The 18,069-nt window shown below is 71.5% G+C and carries 20 protein-coding genes; 2 read left to right on the top strand and 18 right to left on the bottom strand.

Annotation, left to right across the window (positions count from 1 at the left end):
* Window positions 1-229 precede the first annotated feature (229 nt).
* From cls to hpt, 17 genes are all read right to left on the bottom strand, one after another.
* Complete coding sequence (gene cls, locus ABIC29_RS11215) at window positions 230-1,705, bottom strand: cardiolipin synthase (protein ID WP_116083893.1); 1,476 nt, start codon at window positions 1,703-1,705, stop codon at window positions 230-232.
* A gap of 4 nt (window positions 1,706-1,709) precedes the next feature.
* Window positions 1,710-1,910 (bottom strand): hypothetical protein, encoded by a 201-nt coding sequence (locus tag ABIC29_RS11210; protein ID WP_116083896.1) that lies wholly within the window; start codon window positions 1,908-1,910, stop codon window positions 1,710-1,712.
* Window positions 1,911-1,963: 53 nt separating this feature from the next.
* Window positions 1,964-2,113 carry a hypothetical protein gene (locus tag ABIC29_RS11205; protein WP_157421737.1) on the bottom strand — a complete coding sequence of 50 codons (150 nt, stop codon included), beginning with the start codon at window positions 2,111-2,113 and terminating at the stop codon, window positions 1,964-1,966.
* 34 nt (window positions 2,114-2,147) lie between these two features.
* Window positions 2,148-3,674, bottom strand: coding sequence for a lysine--tRNA ligase (gene lysS, locus ABIC29_RS11200; protein ID WP_354245381.1), 1,527 nt, complete (start codon window positions 3,672-3,674; stop codon window positions 2,148-2,150).
* Between the two features lie 67 nt (window positions 3,675-3,741).
* Window positions 3,742-4,614, bottom strand: a complete 873-nt coding sequence (panC, locus tag ABIC29_RS11195; protein WP_116084819.1) for a pantoate--beta-alanine ligase — start codon at window positions 4,612-4,614, stop codon at window positions 3,742-3,744.
* Between the two features lie 5 nt (window positions 4,615-4,619).
* Window positions 4,620-5,381, bottom strand: a complete 762-nt coding sequence (locus ABIC29_RS11190; protein ID WP_116083901.1) for a Rossmann-like and DUF2520 domain-containing protein — start codon at window positions 5,379-5,381, stop codon at window positions 4,620-4,622.
* The gene (locus ABIC29_RS11185; protein ID WP_354245378.1) at window positions 5,378-7,048 is read right to left on the bottom strand and encodes a PH domain-containing protein; all 1,671 of its coding nucleotides are present in this window, start codon (window positions 7,046-7,048) and stop codon (window positions 5,378-5,380) included. Before ABIC29_RS11185 ends, ABIC29_RS11190 begins: the two co-directional genes overlap by 4 nt.
* Window positions 7,045-7,515: a PH domain-containing protein gene (locus ABIC29_RS11180; RefSeq protein WP_502915487.1), complete on the bottom strand. Its 471-nt coding sequence runs from the start codon at window positions 7,513-7,515 to the stop codon at window positions 7,045-7,047. The genes ABIC29_RS11185 and ABIC29_RS11180 overlap by 4 nt, the downstream gene beginning before the upstream one ends.
* Before the next feature lie 220 nt (window positions 7,516-7,735).
* On the bottom strand, window positions 7,736-8,209 hold the full coding sequence (locus ABIC29_RS11175) for a DUF3180 domain-containing protein (RefSeq protein ID WP_116083907.1): 474 nt from the start codon (window positions 8,207-8,209) through the stop codon (window positions 7,736-7,738).
* Window positions 8,206-8,691: a 2-amino-4-hydroxy-6-hydroxymethyldihydropteridine diphosphokinase gene (folK, locus tag ABIC29_RS11170; RefSeq protein WP_116083909.1), complete on the bottom strand. Its 486-nt coding sequence runs from the start codon at window positions 8,689-8,691 to the stop codon at window positions 8,206-8,208. Before folK ends, ABIC29_RS11175 begins: the two co-directional genes overlap by 4 nt.
* Entirely contained in the window at window positions 8,688-9,059 is a 372-nt protein-coding gene (gene folB, locus ABIC29_RS11165; RefSeq protein WP_354245370.1) for a dihydroneopterin aldolase, read from the bottom strand. The genes folK and folB overlap by 4 nt, the downstream gene beginning before the upstream one ends.
* Complete coding sequence (folP, locus tag ABIC29_RS11160) at window positions 9,052-9,843, bottom strand: dihydropteroate synthase (RefSeq protein ID WP_354245828.1); 792 nt, start codon at window positions 9,841-9,843, stop codon at window positions 9,052-9,054. The genes folB and folP overlap by 8 nt, the downstream gene beginning before the upstream one ends.
* 23 nt (window positions 9,844-9,866) lie before the next feature.
* On the bottom strand, window positions 9,867-10,460 hold the full coding sequence (gene folE, locus ABIC29_RS11155) for a GTP cyclohydrolase I (RefSeq protein WP_116083912.1): 594 nt from the start codon (window positions 10,458-10,460) through the stop codon (window positions 9,867-9,869).
* 40 nt (window positions 10,461-10,500) lie between these two features.
* Entirely contained in the window at window positions 10,501-12,519 is a 2,019-nt protein-coding gene (gene ftsH / locus ABIC29_RS11150; protein WP_116083915.1) for an ATP-dependent zinc metalloprotease FtsH, read from the bottom strand.
* 60 nt (window positions 12,520-12,579) lie between these two features.
* Window positions 12,580-13,299, bottom strand: coding sequence for a DUF2652 domain-containing protein (locus ABIC29_RS11145; protein ID WP_354245366.1), 720 nt, complete (start codon window positions 13,297-13,299; stop codon window positions 12,580-12,582).
* Window positions 13,300-13,367: 68 nt separating this feature from the next.
* Window positions 13,368-15,041 carry an MFS transporter gene (locus ABIC29_RS11140; protein ID WP_354245363.1) on the bottom strand — a complete coding sequence of 558 codons (1,674 nt, stop codon included), beginning with the start codon at window positions 15,039-15,041 and terminating at the stop codon, window positions 13,368-13,370.
* A gap of 41 nt (window positions 15,042-15,082) precedes the next feature.
* Entirely contained in the window at window positions 15,083-15,634 is a 552-nt protein-coding gene (hpt, locus tag ABIC29_RS11135; RefSeq protein WP_116083923.1) for a hypoxanthine phosphoribosyltransferase, read from the bottom strand.
* Window positions 15,635-15,870: 236 nt separating this feature from the next.
* On the opposite strand from hpt, the gene ABIC29_RS11130 reads away from it, so the two are divergent.
* Window positions 15,871-16,290, top strand: coding sequence for a hypothetical protein (locus tag ABIC29_RS11130; RefSeq protein ID WP_354245360.1), 420 nt, complete (start codon window positions 15,871-15,873; stop codon window positions 16,288-16,290).
* 61 nt (window positions 16,291-16,351) lie between these two features.
* Here the strand turns inward: ABIC29_RS11130 and tilS are convergent, their stop codons facing one another.
* Window positions 16,352-17,401 carry a tRNA lysidine(34) synthetase TilS gene (gene tilS / locus ABIC29_RS11125; protein ID WP_354245357.1) on the bottom strand — a complete coding sequence of 350 codons (1,050 nt, stop codon included), beginning with the start codon at window positions 17,399-17,401 and terminating at the stop codon, window positions 16,352-16,354.
* 91 nt (window positions 17,402-17,492) lie between these two features.
* Between tilS and ppa the strand changes: the two genes are divergently transcribed.
* Entirely contained in the window at window positions 17,493-17,978 is a 486-nt protein-coding gene (gene ppa / locus ABIC29_RS11120) for an inorganic diphosphatase (RefSeq protein ID WP_116083930.1), read from the top strand.
* Window positions 17,979-18,069 lie beyond the last annotated feature (91 nt).

Below are 18,069 nucleotides of genomic sequence, written 5' to 3'. Positions count from 1 at the left end.
GTGAATCTGCGCCGTTCTCATGCGAATTGTTGCACACCTTGTAGCACGCGGGCACGCCGATGGGATCGTCGACGGGTGGAGCGTTTTCGACGACCGCGCGTTCAGCACGCTACGGAGGCCGTGTTTCGGGACGATGACACGCGGAATACGGTTGCCCGACGTCGGGGCGTCACCCGCGGCATCCGCCCCGCCGGTCGAGTGCGAGCGCAGCGGGGGTATCGAGACCCCGCTACTGCAGCGCCGAGGTGAGTCGCGCGAGGTTGTCGAGCACGGTCGACCGGATCGGCTGGCGCATCCACTCCTCGAGCGTGAGCTCGCGGCTGTCGGCGCGGTATCCGTCTTCGACGGCCCGCATCTCGTCGACGAACGAGCGGCCGCGCACGAGGAGTGAGACCTCCATGTTCAGCTCGAACGAGCGGATGTCCATGTTGCTCGAGCCGATGACCGCGACGTCGTCGTCGATCGTGAAGTGCTTGGCGTGCAGGATGTACGGCGCCTTGTACATGTAGATCTTCACGCCGGCGCGGAGCAGCGCCTCGTAGTACGAGCGCTGGGCGTGGTAGACGAGCGCCTGGTCGCCGATCTCGGAGACGAAGAGCTCGACGTGGATACCGCGCTGCGTGGCCCCGCTGATCGCGTAGAGCATCGCCTCGTCGGGCACGAAGTACGGGCTCGTGATGATGAGCTTCTCGCGTGCCGCGTAGAGCAGTGCGAGGAAGAGCTTGAGGTTGTTCTGGTTCGGGAACCCCGGACCGCTCGGCACGACCTGGCAGTCGAGGTCCTGCGCCTCGCTCGGCTGGTCGAAGGCGTCGGGGATGTCGCGCGTGAGCTCCTCGCCCGTCTCGAGGTACCAGTCGGTGCGGAAGATCGCGTCGAGCCCCGAGACGATCGGCCCTTCGAGGCGCGTCACGAGCTCCTTCCACTTGAGCCCGCGACGGATGTTGCCGCGCTTGTTGTAGCTGCGGTCGATGAGGTTCTGCGAACCCATGAACGCGAGCTCGCCGTCGACGACGAGGATCTTGCGGTGGTTACGCAGGTCGGGCCGCTGGTACCGGCCCTTGAGCGGCTGCACCGGGAGCATGAGCTGCCATTTCGCGCCGATCGCGTCGAGGCGCCGCAACGTGCGCCGATAGCCCTTCGACCGCAGCGAGGCGATGTGGTCCAACAGCACCCGTACCTGCACGCCGCGCTCGACCGCCTCGCCGAGCGCGGCGAAGAACGGCTCGGTCGTCTTGTCGAGCGCGAGGATGTAGAACTCGACGTGCACGTACCGCTCGGCGCCGGCCACCGCGGCCGTCATCGCGTCGAGCGAGTCCTGGTATCCGCCGATGAGGCTCGCGCTGTTCGAGCCGATGAGCGGCATCGACCCGAGGTTGCGGTTCAGCCGCACGACGCCCTCGAACCACGCAGGCCAGCCGCTCGAGTCGCTGACCCGCTCGACGCCGTGCGTCGACTCGCGGATGAACTCGTCGACCTCGGCCTGCTTCTCGCGCCGCTTCTTCGGCAGCTTCGGGTTTCCGATGAGCAGGAAGAACAGCACGCCGAGGTACGGGATGAAGAAGATGGCGAGCAGCCACGCCATGCCCGCGGTCGGGCGGCGGTTGCGCGGAACCACGATGATCGCGATCACGCGGATGACGAGGTCGATCGCGAGCAGCGTGAAGGTCACGATAGCCGCGACCGTCGCGGTCTCCTCGGAGTTCATCGAGTCAGTCGGCGGAACGCTCGGCGCTGCGATCGGGGCGCCGCGGAAGGCCGAGCTTCGCGCGCTCCTCGGCCTCGATCTGGGCGTACGCCGCACGCTCGGTGCGGTCGGCGCGCAGGATCGCGCGCATCACGAACCAGAAGATGAGTCCGATCAGCACGGTCGGCGCGAGCGACCAGATCGCATTGGCCCAGAAATCGTCCATAGGGCCTCAGGATACGTGGTTCCGCTGGGAATCCGGATTCGGCGTCGTGTTCGTCAGCCGGCGGTGATGATGCCCCAGATGCCCGAGCCGAGCAGGTAGGCGCCGACCGCGCCCACGATGATCCAGATCGCGACACGGGCGTTCGACGGGCGCTTCGGGTCGGGGTCGGGCTCGAGTTCGCTCTTGGGGAGGTAGTCGTTCATCTGCGGCATCCGCTCGATCGGTGGAGGAGGCTCGTCACTTGACGAGCGGGAAGAGGATGGTCTCGCGGATGCCGAGCCCCGTGAGCGCCATCAGGAGGCGGTCGATGCCCATGCCCATGCCGCCCGAGGGGGGCATGCCGAACTCGAGCGCGCGCAGGAACTCCTCGTCGAGGCGCATGGCCTCCGGGTCGCCGCCGGCGGCGAGCTTCGCCTGCTCGACGAAGCGCTCGCGCTGCACGACCGGGTCGACGAGCTCGGAGTAGCCCGTGGCCAGCTCGAAGCCGCGCACGTAGAGGTCCCACTTCTCGACCACGCCCGCCGTGCTGCGGTGCGCGCGCACCAGGGGCGAGGTGTCGAGGGGGAAGTCCATGACGAAGGTCGGCCGCACGAGTCCGCCCTTGATGTGGTGCTCCCAGAGCTCCTCGACGTACTTGCCGGGCAGCGGGTGCTCGATCACGATGCCGGCCTCGTCGGCGAGCTGCTTCAGCCGCTCGATCGGGGTCTCGGCCGTGATCTGCTCGCGGACCGCCTCGGAGAGGGTGGCGTACATCGAGATGCGGTCCCACTCGCCGCCGAGGTCGAACTCGGTGCCGTCGGCCCAGGTCACGACGTGCGAGCCGCTCGTCGCGAGCGCGGCATCCTGGATCAGGCGCTGCGTGAGGTCGGCCATCGTGGTGTAGTCGCCATAGGCCTCGTAGGCCTCGAGCATCGCGAACTCGGGGCTGTGCGTCGAGTCGGCGCCCTCGTTGCGGAAGTTGCGGTTGATCTCGAACACGCGCTCGATGCCGCCGACCACGGCGCGCTTGAGGTAGAGCTCGGGGGCGATGCGCAGGTACAGCTCGGTGTCGAACGCGTTCGAGTGCGTCACGAACGGACGAGCGGATGCACCGCCGTGCATGACCTGCAGCATCGGGGTCTCGACCTCGACGAATCCGAGGCCCTCGAAGGTGCGGCGAAGGCTCGCGTTCGTCTTCGCACGGTCGAGCACGTTCTTGCGCGCCTGCTCGCGCGCGATGAGGTCGAGGTACCGGCTGCGGACGCGGGTCTCCTCGTTGAGGTCGTTGTGCAGGTTCGGCAGCGGCAGGATCGCCTTCGCCGCGATCTGCCACGAGCTCACCATGATCGAGAGCTCGCCGCGGCGGCTCGTGATGACCTCGCCGGCCACGAACACGTGGTCGCCCAGGTCGACGAGCTCCTTCCAGGCGGCGAGCGACTCCTCGCCGACCTCGGCGAGCGAGACCATGGCCTGGATGCGGCTGCCGTCGCCCGACTGGAGGGTCGCGAAGCACAGCTTGCCCGTGTTGCGCGAGAACACGACGCGGCCCGCGAGGCCGACCTGCTCGCCCGTCGCGACATCGGCCTCGAGGTCGGTGAACTGCGCGCGCACCTGCGGGATCGACGTCGTGATCGGCAGTCGCACCGGGTAGGCGCCGCCACCGAGGTCGTCGGATGCCGCGATCAGGCGCTCGCGCTTCGCGAGGCGTACCGCCTTCTGCTCGGAGATCTCGGCCGCGGTGGGCTCATCGGCGGGCAGGGCGGAATCCGTCTGGGTCTCGGCCATCGTTCTCTCTCATCGCAGGGCACGTGCCCGTCAAGCCTACTCAGCGGATCTGGGCGGACGCTCCGCGCTACCGCCCGGAGGCGCCGACGTCGACGAAGTCGTTGTCGATGAGCCGGGTCGCGCCGACGCGCGCGGCGACGAGCACGAGCGCACGGCCGCGGAACGCCTCGTCGACGGGCAGGAACGTCTCGGGGTCGATGACCACGAAGTAGTCGAGGTCGACGCCGTCGTGGTCGCCGAACGCGGCCACGCCCTCGGCGAGCAGTTCGGAGGCCCCGTCGGCTGCCGAGGTGCGGGCCGCGTCGAGCGATTCCGCGAGCACGAGCGCCGCGGTGCGGTCGTGCCCCTCGAGGAACCGGTTGCGACTCGAGAGCGCGAGCCCGTCGGACTCGCGCACCGTCGGCACGACCTCGATGCGCACGCGCAGGTCGAGGTCGGCGACCATGCGGGTCACCAGGAACACCTGCTGGGCGTCCTTCTGGCCGAACACGGCGACGTCGGGCTGGGCGATCGAGAAGAGCTTGGCGACGACCGTGAGCATGCCGTCGAAGTGCCCGGGGCGGTGGGCACCCTCGTATCGGGCGCCGACGGGACCGGCGCTCACCGTGGTGCCCTCGGCCGACCCGTTCGGGTACATCTCGGTCACGTCGGGCGCGAACACGACGTCGACGCCGAGACCGGCGAGGGCCGCGAGATCGGCCTCGAGGGTGCGCGGGTAGCGGTCGAGGTCCTCGGTCGGCCCGAACTGCAGCGGGTTCACGAAGATCGACACGACGACGACGTCGGCGAGTTCGCGGGCCCGGCGCACGAGCGCGAGATGGCCGTCGTGCAGGGCGCCCATCGTGGGCACGAGCGCGACGGATGCCCCGGCGCGGCGTCGTTCGTCGAGCACGCCCCGCACCTCGGCGATGGTGTTCGCCGTGCGGGTGCTCGTCGCCACCTCGGTCACGTGGCACCTCCAAGCGGCCGCTCGTCTGCGGCCCCGTCGATCGTACTCGCACCGTCGTGATCGGGTCGCGGCCCCGGGTCGTTGCGGGAGAGGGCGTTCTCGACGGCGCTGCGCACGAGCGGCGCGAGCACCGCCCCTGGCCTCGGCAGTCCGATGCCGGCGAGGATGCCGCTGGCCTGCTCGACGATCGCGCTCGAGAACGAGACGGCCGTGTCGATCGCCTCGCCGTACGCGGCGCGGTCGGCCTCGGCGACGATGAACGGCTCACCGCCCATCTCGACGACGAGCGCCTGCCCGATCGGAAGCACCGGGGCGGGTGCGGTGACGGCGAACCAGGTTCCGGGCAGTCGGGCGAGGTCGATGCTCGTGCCGGTGAACGTCATCGCCGGATGCACCGCGAGCGGGATCGCGCCCGCGCGCCTGGCCGGGTCGAGCACCGCGGTGCCGAGACGCGCGTTGGTGTGCAGCACGAGCTGTCCGGGCTGCCACACGCCCGCCTCCGCGAGACCCGCCACGAGCGGTGCGAGCTCGGACTCGGGAACGGCGAGCAGCACGAGCTCGCTGCGCTCGATGATCTCGGGCACCGTCAGCACGGGCACCTGCGGCAGCATCGCGGCGGCGCGTTCGCGGCTCGACTCGGAGACCGCGGAGATGCCGGTGAGCGCGTGCCCGACGCCCGCCAGCGCCGACGCGAGCACCGCCCCGACCCGTCCGGCGCCGATCGTCCCGACGCCGAGCCGCCCTGCGCGATCGCTCATGAGACGACCTCGGCCTGCTGCTCGCGCGCCGCGCCCCAGCGATGGGATTCGTCGGCGCCCGCCCACACCACCGCGTCGGCGGCAAGACGCTCGTACAGCCCGGCGGCCTCGTCGGCATCGGCGACCGGGAGCTCGACCGTGACCGGCCCGGCGAGCGTGTGCACGCGAACGGACGCGAGCCGGAGCATCCGCCGCACCGGCCCTCGCGCGAGCGCGACGGACTGCACGCGCGCGAGCGGCATGACCGCGAGCGACCGCGTGAGCGCCCCGCGCCGGAAGAGCACGACGCCGCCGCTCGAGATCCAGCCGATGCGCCGCCACGAGAACGGTCGCAGCCACGCCGCCCGGCGGGGTGTCGTCGAGAACCCGCCCGCGGCGCCCCGCCCGGTCAGGCCCGCGCCGAGCACCGGGTCGAGCACGGACTGCGCGTCGGGCAGCAGCAGCGCCAGGACGCGCCGCACGTCGTCGACGCGCCCCACCGGCAGCACGATCGTGCGCTGCACGGCGTCGCTCGAGGCGCTCGCCGACTGACCCGCGAGGTTCACGCGCACCGACCACCAGCCGAACGGCCGCCACAGGATCCACTGCGTCGCCTCGACGGCGTGCACGCGGCCGGGCGGGATCGTCTGGTTCGCCGTCGAGAGCAGTCCGTGGCCGATGCGCACGCCGTCTGGGGTGCCCGCGATCGAGTAGCGCAGCGACTTCGTGATGCGCGACCACAGGTAGCCGACGAGGCCGATCACCGCGGGGATGAACGAGATGATCACCCACTCCTGCCCCGCCGCGACGCCGGCGACGATGATCGCCACGAACACGACGATCGCGATCGTCGTGCCGCCCAGCAGCGTCGACCCCACCACGCGGGCCACCGACAGGTGCACGACCGACTCGGGCGCCGCGAGGCTCGGATCCAGCTCGGGCGCGAGGAACTCGTCGACCCGGCGGCCGACGACGGCCGTCACGCGAGCGGATGCCGGTGTCGGGCCGACCGCGACACCCGGTGCCTGCTCGGCGAGCGGCGCGCCCGCGGCATCCGGCATCGCCCGCTCCGCCGGTGCCGCCGCACGGGACTTCTCGGCGCGCGCACCCGACGCGAGGCGCAGGATGTCGGCGCGCAGGCCGTCGGCGAGGGCCGAGCCGAGGTAGGCGAGCTGCACGTTGCCCGACTCGCCGGCGACGGACACGTCGAGCTTGGCCGTGCCGAAGAGGCGGGCGAACACGGGCCGGTTGATGTTGACGCCCTGCACGCGGTCGAGCCTGGCCGACCGGTGGGAGCGGAACAGGATGCCGCTGCGGACCTCGACCGACTCGCGCGTGATGCGGAACGTGTGCATGCGCCACGACATCCAGAAGCCGACGATGACCCCGACGACGACGACCGCCACCGCGAGCAGCGCCCAGCCGATCTGGCCGTTCGTCACGATCGCGCCGACCGGATCGTTCGCCCAGTCGTTCTGCCATCCGTCGTATCGTTCGCCGAACTCGTCGCCCGTGTCCGGCACGAACACGATGATGAACATGTCGAGGAGCCGCTCGCGCATGTTCGCGAGCACGAAGCCGAGCACGGCGATGAACACCAGCCCGCCGCGCAGCAGGGGGCTCGCGGGGTGCAACCGGTGCCACTCGCCGTCGGCGAGTGCCGTGACCGGAGCGACCGGAGCGGTCACAGCCCCGCCCGTCGGGTCTCGGCGAGCGCGACGAGCTCGTCGCGCAGGCGCTCGGCGTCGTCGAGCGGCAGCCCCGGCACGGTGACCGCGGTCGCTGCGGCGGCCGTGACGAACTTCAGGTCTGCGAGGCCGAGCGCGCGTGCGACCGGCCCCCGCGTCACGTCGACGAGCTGCATGCGCCCGTACGGCACGGCGACCTGCCGCTGGTACATGATGCCGCGGCGGAAGAGCAGGTCGTCGGCGCGCAGTCGGTACCCGATCGAGCGCACGCGACGCGGTTCGAAGGCGATGCCGACGAGGGACACGACGCCGATCGCGACGGCCGCCCACAGCGCCCACCACCACTCGAACCAGAAGTACGCGACGAGGAACGCGGCCACGAAGACCACCATGCCGATGAGGGACCCGACGACCTCGACGACCACGTACTTCGGAGAGACGCGGCGCCAGTCCTCGTCGATCGGCACGGGGTGCTCGGGTGCGTTGGCCGAGGGCGTGCTGGCCGAGGACGCGGGGTCGAAGCTCTCGAGACCATCGGATGCCGGCGCCGGCCCGGCATCCGGAAGCGTCTCGAGCGCGGGCACGTCGTCGGGAGCGGGCCCGCCGTCGGGCACCGCGACGGTCTCGGGAGTCGCGGGCACCTCGGAACCCGGCGCCGCCTCGGGAACCTCCGCGGCCTCCGGTCGATCAGGCATGCGCGCGCTCCTCGTGCTCGGGGTCGGTGTCGTCGGGGGGCAGGGTGCAGAAGTGCTCGGCGACGAGGCCGCCGACGAGCAGCACCGCCCCGCCGATGGCCGTGGCGAACGCCTGCCACACGGTCGACGCCGGCGGCACGACGCTGCGGGTCAGCAGGAACAGCCCGACGCCCATGCCGAGGCCGAGCAGGACCGCCCCGCTCAGGCCGGCGGCCTTCGCGAGCACGGCCGTGCGGACCGCACGGAACGGGTCGAGGTGCTTGGTGCTGCGCTCCTTGACCGCCCTGCGGATCGGCCAGGCGAGCGCGACGACGATCGCGGCGATGCCCACGAGGGTGATCGCGAGCGAGATGGGCGGCACGATCGCCTTGCCGCCGGCCGACACGATCGCGAGGTCGACGAGGTAGCCGATGACGACACCCGCGACCACGGCCGCGACGACCGCGCTCGGGTGCGTGCGCTTCATCGCCTGGTCACCTCGTCGGCGGCGTCGGCGCGCAGGTCGGCGACGCGGCCCCGCCCCGGGATGACGGCGTCGGGTTCGAGGTCGAGCCACGGCTGCAGCACGAACGCGCGCTGCCAGGCCCGAGGGTGCGGCAGTCGCAGCCCGGTGTCGTCGATCACGAGTCCGTCGACGTCGATGAGGTCGAGGTCGAGGGTGCGATCGCCCCAGTGCTTCAGCCGCTGGCGGCCGTGGGCGGCCTCGATCTCGTGCAGCGCGGCGAGCAGGGCGTGCGGCGTGATCGCGGTCTCGACGATGACCACGCCGTTGAGATACCCGGGGGCGCGGAGGTCGACGCCCTCATCGGTGATCGCCGGGGTCTCGTACACCGGCGAGACCGCCACGAGCTCGACGCCGGGCACCTCGGCCAACTCGCGAACGGCGGCTGCGATCGTGGTCTCGCGATCTCCGAGGTTCGCGCCGAACGCGACGACCGCGCGGCTCATGCGCGCGCCCGCACGATCGAGACCGAGACATCCGCGAACGGAACCGTGATGGGCGCCTGCGGCTTGTGCACGGTGACCTCGGCCTGCTCGACCGCCGCGTACGAGAGCGCGACGGCCGCGACGCGCTCGGCGAGGGTCTCGATGAGGTCGACCGGATCGCGTTCGACCGCGGCCACGACGGCCTCGGCGAGTTCGCCGTAGTGCACGGTGCGTGAGAGGTCGTCGCCGGATGCCGCGGCGCGCAGGTCGACCACGACCGAGACGTCGATGACGAACTCCTGGCCCTGCTCGCGCTCGAAGTCGAAGACCCCGTGATGGGCCATGACCCGCAGGCCGGTCAGGGTGATGCGATCGCGTGTGTCAGCCACGGCTTCCACTCTGCCACGCCGCGACGACGTCGAGGGCGCGACGCGTGGCGCGCACGTCGTGCACGCGCACCGCCCAGGCACCCGCCTGGGCCGAGAGGGCGCTCACGACCGCGGTCGGGAGGTCGCGCTCGGCCATCGTGGCATCGCCGGGCAGGAGCGAGCCGATGAACCGCTTTCGCGAGGCGCCGACGAGCACGGGCAGGCCGAGTCCGGCGAGCACGTCGAGGCGGCCGAGCACCTGCCAGTTCTGCGCGCCCGTCTTGGAGAACCCGAGCCCGGGGTCGAGGATGATGCGGTCGGCCGCGACGCCGGCCGCGTGCAGCACGTCGACGCGTCGCGCGAGCTCGTCGCGAACCTCGACGGCGATGTCGGCGTACGTGTTCAGCACGTCCATGCGGTCGGAGTGGCCACGCCAGTGCATCGCCACGTAGAGCGCGCCCGTGTCGGCAACGGCCGGCACCATCGCCGGGTCGGCCAGCCCGGCGGAGACGTCGTTGATGATCTCGGCGCCCGCCTCGACCGCCGCGAGCGCGGTGGCGGCGCGCATCGTGTCGACGCTGACCCGGATGCCGCGGCGCGCGAACTCGCGCACGACCGGGACCACGCGCCGGAGTTCCTCGTCGGGCTCGACCCGCGCCGCCCCCGGCCTGGTCGACTCGCCGCCGACGTCGAGGATGTCGGCGCCGTCGGCGACGAGGTCGAGGCCGTGCGCGATCGCGTTGTCGGCGTCGAACCAGTCTCCGCCGTCGCTGAACGAGTCGGGGGTCACGTTGACGACACCCATGACGAGCGTGCCGACGGCGCCGTTCACGCTGTGCCGGCCCCGATGAGGGCGATGATCTCGGCGCGGGCCGCGGCCTCGGAGAGCTCGCCGCGAGCGACGATCGTGATGGTCGAGCTGCGTTCCTGCCGGGAGCCTCGCGTGGTCACGCAGCGGTGCTGCGCGTCGAGCACGACGAGCACGCCCTTCGGCCGGAGGCCGGCCTCGAGGGTGTCGGCGATCTCCTCGGCGAGCCGCTCCTGCAGCTGCGGGCGTGCGGCGAGCGTGTCGACGACGGCGGGAATTCGACCGAGGCCGACCACCGTGTCGCCCGGCAGGTAGGCGACGTGCGCGGTGCCGACGAACGGCAGCAGGTGGTGCTCGCACACCGACCTGAACGCGAGGTCGCGAAGCACGACGGCGTCGGATGTCGCGGGCGCGCCGGACTCGGACGTGCCGACGGGCACGGCGTCGGCCAGGTGGCTCAGCGGATCGACCTCGAGGCCGCCGAAGAAGTCGGCGTAGGCCTCCGCCACGCGCTGCGGCGTGCGGCGGAGGCCGGCTCGCTCGGGATCCTCGCCGATCGCGAGCAGGATCTCGTGCACGGCGCGTTCGATGCGTTCGGTGTCGACACCGGCCATGGCGGGCCCTCTCAGGTCGGCGGTGGGCGCCGACGGCGCGTTACGCCGTCGCGGGGCGCGGGTTCTGTCGGGGCGAGCGCTTGGGAGCGGGCTCCTCGAACGGCTCGTCGCTCGAGTCGATGCCGCCGTCGACCGCACCCGGGTCGATCGGCGCCTTGTCGGTCGGGAACGCGATCGGCGGGACGTCGGAGACGGGGCGCTTGTCGCTCGAGAGCCAGAGCGGACGCTCGGGCAGGCGACGCACGTCCTTGAAGATCTCGGCGATCTGGTTGTGGTCGAGCGTCTCGTGCTCGAGCAGCTCGGCGGCGAGGCGGTCGAGGATGTCGCGGTTGTCGTTCAGCACCTGCCAGGCCTCGTCGTGCGCCTGCTCGATGAGCGTGCGCACCTCGGCGTCGACCTGCATGGCGATCTCCTCGGAGTAGTCGCGCTGGTGACCCATGTCGCGGCCGAGGAAGACCTCGCCCTGCGCCTGTCCGAGCTTGACCGCGCCGACGTTCGAGCTCATGCCGTACTCGGTGACCATCTTGCGAGCCGTCGACGTGGCCTTCTCGATGTCGTTCGAGGCGCCGGTCGAGGGGTCGTGGAACACGATCTCCTCGGCCACCCTGCCGCCCATCGCGTAGGTCAGCTGGTCGAGCAGCTCGTTGCGGCTGATCGAGTACTTGTCCTCGAGCGGCAGCACCATCGTGTAGCCGAGCGCGCGACCGCGCGGGAGGATCGTGATCTTGGTCACGGGGTCGGTGTAGTTCATCGCCGCCGCCGCGAGCGCGTGTCCGCCCTCGTGGTAGGCCGTGATGAGCTTCTCCTTGTCCTTCATGACGCGGCTGCGTCGCTGCGGACCCGCGATGACGCGGTCGACGGCCTCGTCGAGCGCGCGGTTGTCGATGAGCTGCGCGTTCGACCGGGCGGTGAGCAGCGCGGCCTCGTTGAGCACGTTGGCCAGGTCGGCGCCCGTGAAGCCGGGCGTCTTGCGGGCGAGCACCTCGAGGTCGACGCCCTTGGCGAGCGGCTTGCCCTTGGAGTGCACCTCGAGGATGCGCTGGCGGCCCTTGAGGTCGGGTGCATCGACGCCGATCTGGCGGTCGAAGCGGCCGGGGCGCAGCAGCGCGGGGTCGAGGATGTCGGGGCGGTTCGTCGCCGCGATGAGGATGACGTTGGTCTTGGGGTCGAAGCCGTCCATCTCGACGAGCAGCTGGTTCAGCGTCTGCTCGCGCTCGTCGTGGCCGCCGCCCATGCCGGCGCCGCGGTGGCGTCCGACGGCGTCGATCTCGTCGACGAAGATGATGGCCGGCGCGTTCTGCTTGGCCTGGTCGAACAGGTCGCGCACGCGGCTCGCGCCGACGCCCACGAACATCTCGACGAAGTCCGAACCCGAGATCGAGTAGAACGGCACGCCCGCCTCACCCGCGACGGCGCGGGCGAGCAGCGTCTTGCCGGTGCCGGGAGGGCCGTACAGCAGCACGCCCTTTGGGATGCGGGCGCCGACGGCCTGGAACTTCGCGGGCTCCTTCAGGAAGTCCTTGATCTCCTCGAGCTCCTCGATGGCCTCGTCGCTGCCGGCGACGTCGTCGAAGGTGACCTTGGGGCTCTCCTTCGAGACGAGCTTCGCCTTCGACTTGCCGAACTGCATGACCTTGTTGCCGCCGCCCTGCATGCCCGAGAGCATGATCCAGAAGAAGAGGCCGATGAGCACGAGCGGCAGGAGGATGCCGAGCATCGAGAGGAACCAGTTCGGCTGCGGGACCTCGTCGTTGAAGCCGTCCTTCGGGTTCGCCTCGTCGATCGCCGCGACCACGTCGGCGCCGCGGGGGGTGACGTAGTAGAACTGCACCTGCTTGCCGAACTCCTCGTCGGCCTTCGCGAGCGTGAGGTCGACGCGATTCTCGCCGTCGACCATCTTCGCCGACGCGACCTTGTCGTTCTGCAGGAACTCGAGCCCCTGCTGCGTCGACACCTCTTTGAAACCGGAGGCGCTGATGAGGCTCGTCCCGATCCAGACGGCCGCGATCGCCAGCAGGATGTAGATGACCGGCCCGCGCAGGATCTTCTTCATGTTCATGGTCTTGCAAGGCTACCCCGGCGTCGCCGACCGTCAGCCGAATGTTCGCTGTGGGCTGGATCAGGCCGCCGGGACGACGTGCTGAGGCCTTCGCGCGCCGACCATGTAGGGCAGGCCGCGGCCCACGGCCGAGAAGGTCCGGCCGAGGCGACCGCGCCAGGTCGGTTGCGGCCCGGGCTCCGACGGGTAGTCGAGGTCTCCGACGTCGACGAAGTACGCGCGGACGGGTCCGAACCCCTCGAGCTCGGGCGAGATCTCGTGCACGGTGCCCGGCACCGACTGCTCCCCCGCCCGGTAGAGGTCCTCGGAGAGCAGCACGTACTCGGGGATGTCGACCGGGTTCTTGAGCAGGCGGTGCACGAGGATCACGTCGATGCCGACGAGCTTCGTGCGGTCGCGGATCCGCTGGGTCGCCACGTCGCCGACGTGCGCGACGAACTTGAGCTTCAGGCCGGCGGGCCCCTTGCAGCCGCTGCACGGGCACAGGTTGGCCGCGACGTACTCCCGTTCGAGGTGGAAGGCCCGGTGCATCGCGGCCGCGGCCTGCAGGATGCCGGCCATCTCCGCGTCCCCGGCGTCACCTGCCCCGGCAGCCCGGGAGAGGAAGGCGGCGTCGCCCTCGATCTCGATGAGGTCGAATCCGGGGGCGGCGTCGATCATGCGCTCGAGCATGCTCGCCGTGTTGACCTCGGCGTGCGCGAGGCTCATGCGATGCGAGCTCATGTAGTCGGTGTAGCCACCGATGTCGGCGATCAGCAGGACGGCTCGGCCGGAGGTCATGCCTCACCATGGCACCAAGTCGAGGTCTCCTCAATACTCAGTTCGGGGGTGCATTCGGGCCGGAGCCGTCACTCGGTCGGCTCCTCGGGCGCGAACCGGCCGAGCCGGTCGTCGACGGCCTCAGTGGCCTCGCGCGCGCTGGCGGTGTACCCGAGCACGACGGCGAGGAACCGGTCGGGGCGCAGCGCCCGCAGCTCGAGCGCCGTCTTCGCGGTGACGGTGGCCGTTCGCCGCGTGCTGCGGAGCAGGGCGATCTCGCCGAATCCCTCGCCCGGCCCCAGCGTCGCCACGACCCGCCCGTCGCCGAGCACCTCGGCCTCGCCCGATTCGACCACGTAGTAGCGGTCTCCGGCATCGCCCTGACTGAACACCACCGCGCCCGCGTCGACGGCGACGGGCTCGAGGCCGCGCGCCAGCTGCTCGATCGACGGCAGCGGCAGGGCGCGGAACATCGGCACCTGCCGCAGCAGGCCGACATCCGCATCGAGCGCGTCCACCGAGCGGTCGAGCAGGCGCAGCCGCCGCCAGCAGACCACGGCGAGCACCGGGCACACCAGCCCGATGGCCACGAGCGCACCCTGAACGCCGAGCCACGCGATCATCCCCGCGGCGACGACCGCGCCGATGCCGATGGAGACCGCGACGAGGCTCTCGAGCACGCCGAAGACACGTGCGAGCACCTCGTCGGGGGCCATCCTCGCGATGAGCGTGAACCCGGCGAGGTCGATCAGGGCGTTGCCGACGCCGATGAAGGCGAGGAGGCCGAGCGCCGCAGACTGCTGCGGCACGAGCCCGACGAGCGTGAGCGGCAGCCCCCACAGGCCGACGCCGATGGCGAACCACGCGCCGAGCCGGCCCGTGCCGACGAGGAACGAGGCTGCGAGGGATCCGAGCACCGCGCCGACCCCGACCGCGGTCATGAGGGCGCCGACGCCGGGTTCGCCCGTGCCGAGCAGCTCGATCGCGACCACCACCGAGAGCACCGTCAGCGCGCCGCGCGTGAGCGCCTGCGCCGCCGCGAGCCCGAGGATCAGGACCAGGTCGCGGTTCCGCACGACCGCGCGCAGGCCGTCGACGGCCTCGGCGACGAGGCCCGTGCTGCGCTCCGCCGCGGGGCGCGGGGGCGCGTCGTAGCGCATGCCGACGAGGAGCCCCGCCGCCAGGAACGAGGCGCCAGCGGCGACCGCGAACACGACGTCGACACCGGTGAACCCGAGCAGCACGGCCGCGAGCAACGGCCCGACGAGGGTGGCCGCCGAATCGAGGAGCCCGCGCACCATGTTCGCGCTCGCGAGCTCGTGTCCCGTGCTGCAGAGCGACGGCAGCAGCGCGGAGTGCGCGGGCCGGTAGAGCGTCGCCGCGATCGTGGAGAGCACGGCCAGCACGTACACGACGGCCGTCGGACCGGTCACGGCGACGACCAGGGCCGCGCCCGCCGTCGCGACCCCGCGCACGATCGAGACCAGGATGAGGACCCGCTCGCGGCGGCCGCGGTCGGCGATCGGGCTGAGCAGCGGGGCGAGGACCGCCGACGGCACCATGCGCAGCAGCCCCACGAGACCGACGGCCGCCGCCCCGCCGTCGCGGTACGCGACGATGCCGAGGGCCACGGTGAACGCCCACTCGGCGGTCCAGGCGCCGAGGAAGCTCAGCTGGGCGCGGCGGAGGTTCGGGTTGCGCCAGTTGCTCGTGAACGCCGCCGCAGCGTCGTGCAGCCTGCCGTGGCGCCGACCTTCGCCCATGCGACGACTCTAGGGCGCGCCCCCGCGCGCGGGAAGGTCGGTCAGGAGTAGACGTGCGGCGCGAGGATCGCCACGTCGCGCAGGTTGCGGTAGCGCTCGGCGTAGTCGAGGCCGTAGCCGACGACGAACTGGTTCGGGATGTCGAAGCCGAGGTACTTGACGTCGACCTCGACCTTGGCGGCATCGGGCTTGCGGAGCAGTGCGCAGATCTCGACCGACGCAGCGCCGCGGGACGCGAGGTTCTCGAGCAGCCACGAGAGGGTCAGGCCCGAGTCGATGATGTCCTCGGCGATGAGCACGTGGCGTCCGGTGAGGTCGGTGTCGAGGTCCTTCTGGATCTTCACGACGCCGGAGGACTTCGTGCCCGCTCCGTAGCTCGAGACGGCCATCCAGTCCATGCTGAGGTGCGTGCGCAGCTCGCGCGCGAGGTCGGCCATCACCATGACCGCGCCCTTCAGCACGCCGACGAGCAGCAGGTCCTTGCCCTCGTAGTCGACCTCGATGCGGCGAGCGAGCTCGGCGAGCTTCGCGTGGATCTCGGCCTCGGTGACGAGCACCTCGGTCAGGTCGGCCTCGATCTCGTTCGCGTACATTGCTGCTCCTCCTGTGCGGGGCGGTCGTCGGCACGTCGGCCGTGGGTGCGCGGCGAACGGATGCCACGAGCCTAATCGCCCCCGCGCCGCGGACGCTGAGTGGGTTCCCCGGCGGAGACGCCGAGGGTGTCCCCGGAGCCAGGGTCGGTGCTGGCACCGATGTCCGTGCGCGGCACCCACGCGCAGACTGCTGGTGCGGCCGGCGGTCGGCCGCACTGATGAACGGAGAGATAGAGATGGCCACCCAAATCGACCTCGGCAAGTTCCGCGATGTGCCCCCGATCGCACTCGATCCCGACATCGTCGCGCAACTCCCCGACCTCGCCGACGCCCTCGTCGGAGAGCCGCTGATGCTGCAGAGCGACGCCCGCAACGTGGCCGCCCTCACGGCGAGGAACTCCACCGATCCCGCCGTCCGGGGCATCGCCATCCGCACCCGCGGGTCCGTCGTGGTCGACGGCGCGGTCATCGTCGATGGCTCGGTCAGTGCGGTGTCGATCACCGGCGAGGCCGGGGCCGAGATCTCCGGCCTGCACTCGGACATCGCCGCGCTGCGCGACGAGCTGACGGCGCTCCGCACGGAGCTCGAGGGCGTGAAGACCGTGCTCCGCGAGACCGCGGGCCGCGTCGGCGTGAGCACGTCGGCCTTCTTCTGACCATCGGCGCGGCGCCCGCGGAATCGGTGGGGGACGCGACCGCGCCGGTCGGCGTCCGCGTTCAGTGGTCGTGCGGCAGCACCTCGGTCGAGCCCGTCGTCGAGAACACGACGTACCGGCCGGCGCGGGTGGCGCGCACGCCGCCCGGCAGGTCGAGCGGGCCCTGGCCGTGCCAGTCGGTGACGAGCCTCGCGACCTCGAGCGTCTGCGCGCGCGAGAGCGAGACGCCGAACTCGCTGCCGATCACGTGGCGGATGATGCGCTGGCGGAGCGCCGCGGGGTTCGCGGCGAGCACGCCGACCGACACGGCGATGCCGGCCTCGGCCGGTTCGCAGATCTCCTCGATGAGCTCCTCGATCTGCGCCTCGAACGCGTCGTCGTCTTCGCGCAGCTGCTCTGCGGTGCGCACGAGCGCCTCGGCGATGCCGGGCCCCAGCTCCGCCTCGAGCACGGGCAGCACGCGTTCGCGCACGCGCACGCGCGCATAGGAGGGGTCCGCGTTGTGCGGGTCGCTCCACGGCTCGAGTCCGGCGTCGAGGCAGGCCTCGTGGGTCGTCGCGCGACGGATGCCGAGCAGCGGCCGCACGTAGCGCCCGGCACGCGCCGGCATGCCCGCGAGGCTCGCGGCGCCCGATCCGCGGGCGAGTCCGAGCAGCACGGTCTCGGCCTGGTCGTCGAGCGTGTGCCCGAGCAGCACGCACGCGGCATCCATCGATGCGGCGGCCTCGTCGAGTGCGACGTAGCGGGCATGGCGAGCGGAGGCCTCGGGCCCGCCCTCCCCCGTGACCTCGACGCGCCGCACGAGCACCGGGTCGAGACCGAGTGCGCGCGCCTGCGCCGCGGCGCGCTCGGCGATCTCGGCCGAACCCGGCTGGAGCCCGTGGTCGACGACGACGGCGCCCGCCCGGAGGCCGGCACGCGGCGCCTCGAACGCGGCGGCCGCGGCGAGCGCGAGCGAATCGGGTCCGCCCGACAGCGCCACGAGCACGAGGCCCTCGCGCGGAAGCACGGCGCGAACCGCCCGTCGGACGTCGGCGATCGGCGGGGTCAGGCGCGGACGGCGGGGAGCCGCGGCATCCGTCGACTCGCCCGGTTCGGTGGCAGGAGGCATCAAGTAACCTTATTCCGCCGATGGCGACCGGCCCCGGGCCGGCCACGGCGCACGCTTCCAGACCGTGCTTCCACAACCAAGGAGAACCCACATGGGCGAGTACGCCGCCGTCATCGAGATCCCCAAGGGGAGCCGCAACAAGTTCGAGGTCGACCACGAGACCGGCCGGGTGTTCCTCGACCGCGTGCTCTACACGACCTTCGTGTACCCCACCGACTACGGCTACTTCGAGAACACGCTCGGCCTCGACGGCGACCCCGTCGACGTGCTCGTGCTGCTCGACTACCCGCTGTTCCCCGGCGTGGGCGTCAAGGTGCGCCCCGTCGGCGTCTTCAACATGACCGACGACGGCGGCAGCGACGCCAAGGTCATCGCGGTGCCCGCGGGCGACCCGCGCTGGAACCACATCCAGGACGTCGACTCGATCCCGGAGTTCACGCGCAAGGAGATCGAGCACTTCTTCGAGCACTACAAGGACCTCGAGCCCGGCAAGTGGGTCAAGACCGAGGGCTGGGGCGACGCCGCAGAGGCCGAGGCGATCATCCAGGCCGGCATCGAGGCGTTCCCCGGTCACTGATCAGGGCATGAACGAGCGGATGCCGCGGCATCCGTCATGCGAAGGGCGGGCCTCACGGCTCGCCCTTCCGTGTCCCCGCCGACGGTCTCCG

The organism is Agromyces sp. PvR057, from assembly GCF_040547485.1.
GTDB lineage: Bacteria > Actinomycetota > Actinomycetes > Actinomycetales > Microbacteriaceae > Agromyces.
This window is presented reverse-complemented; position numbering and strand designations above follow the sequence as displayed.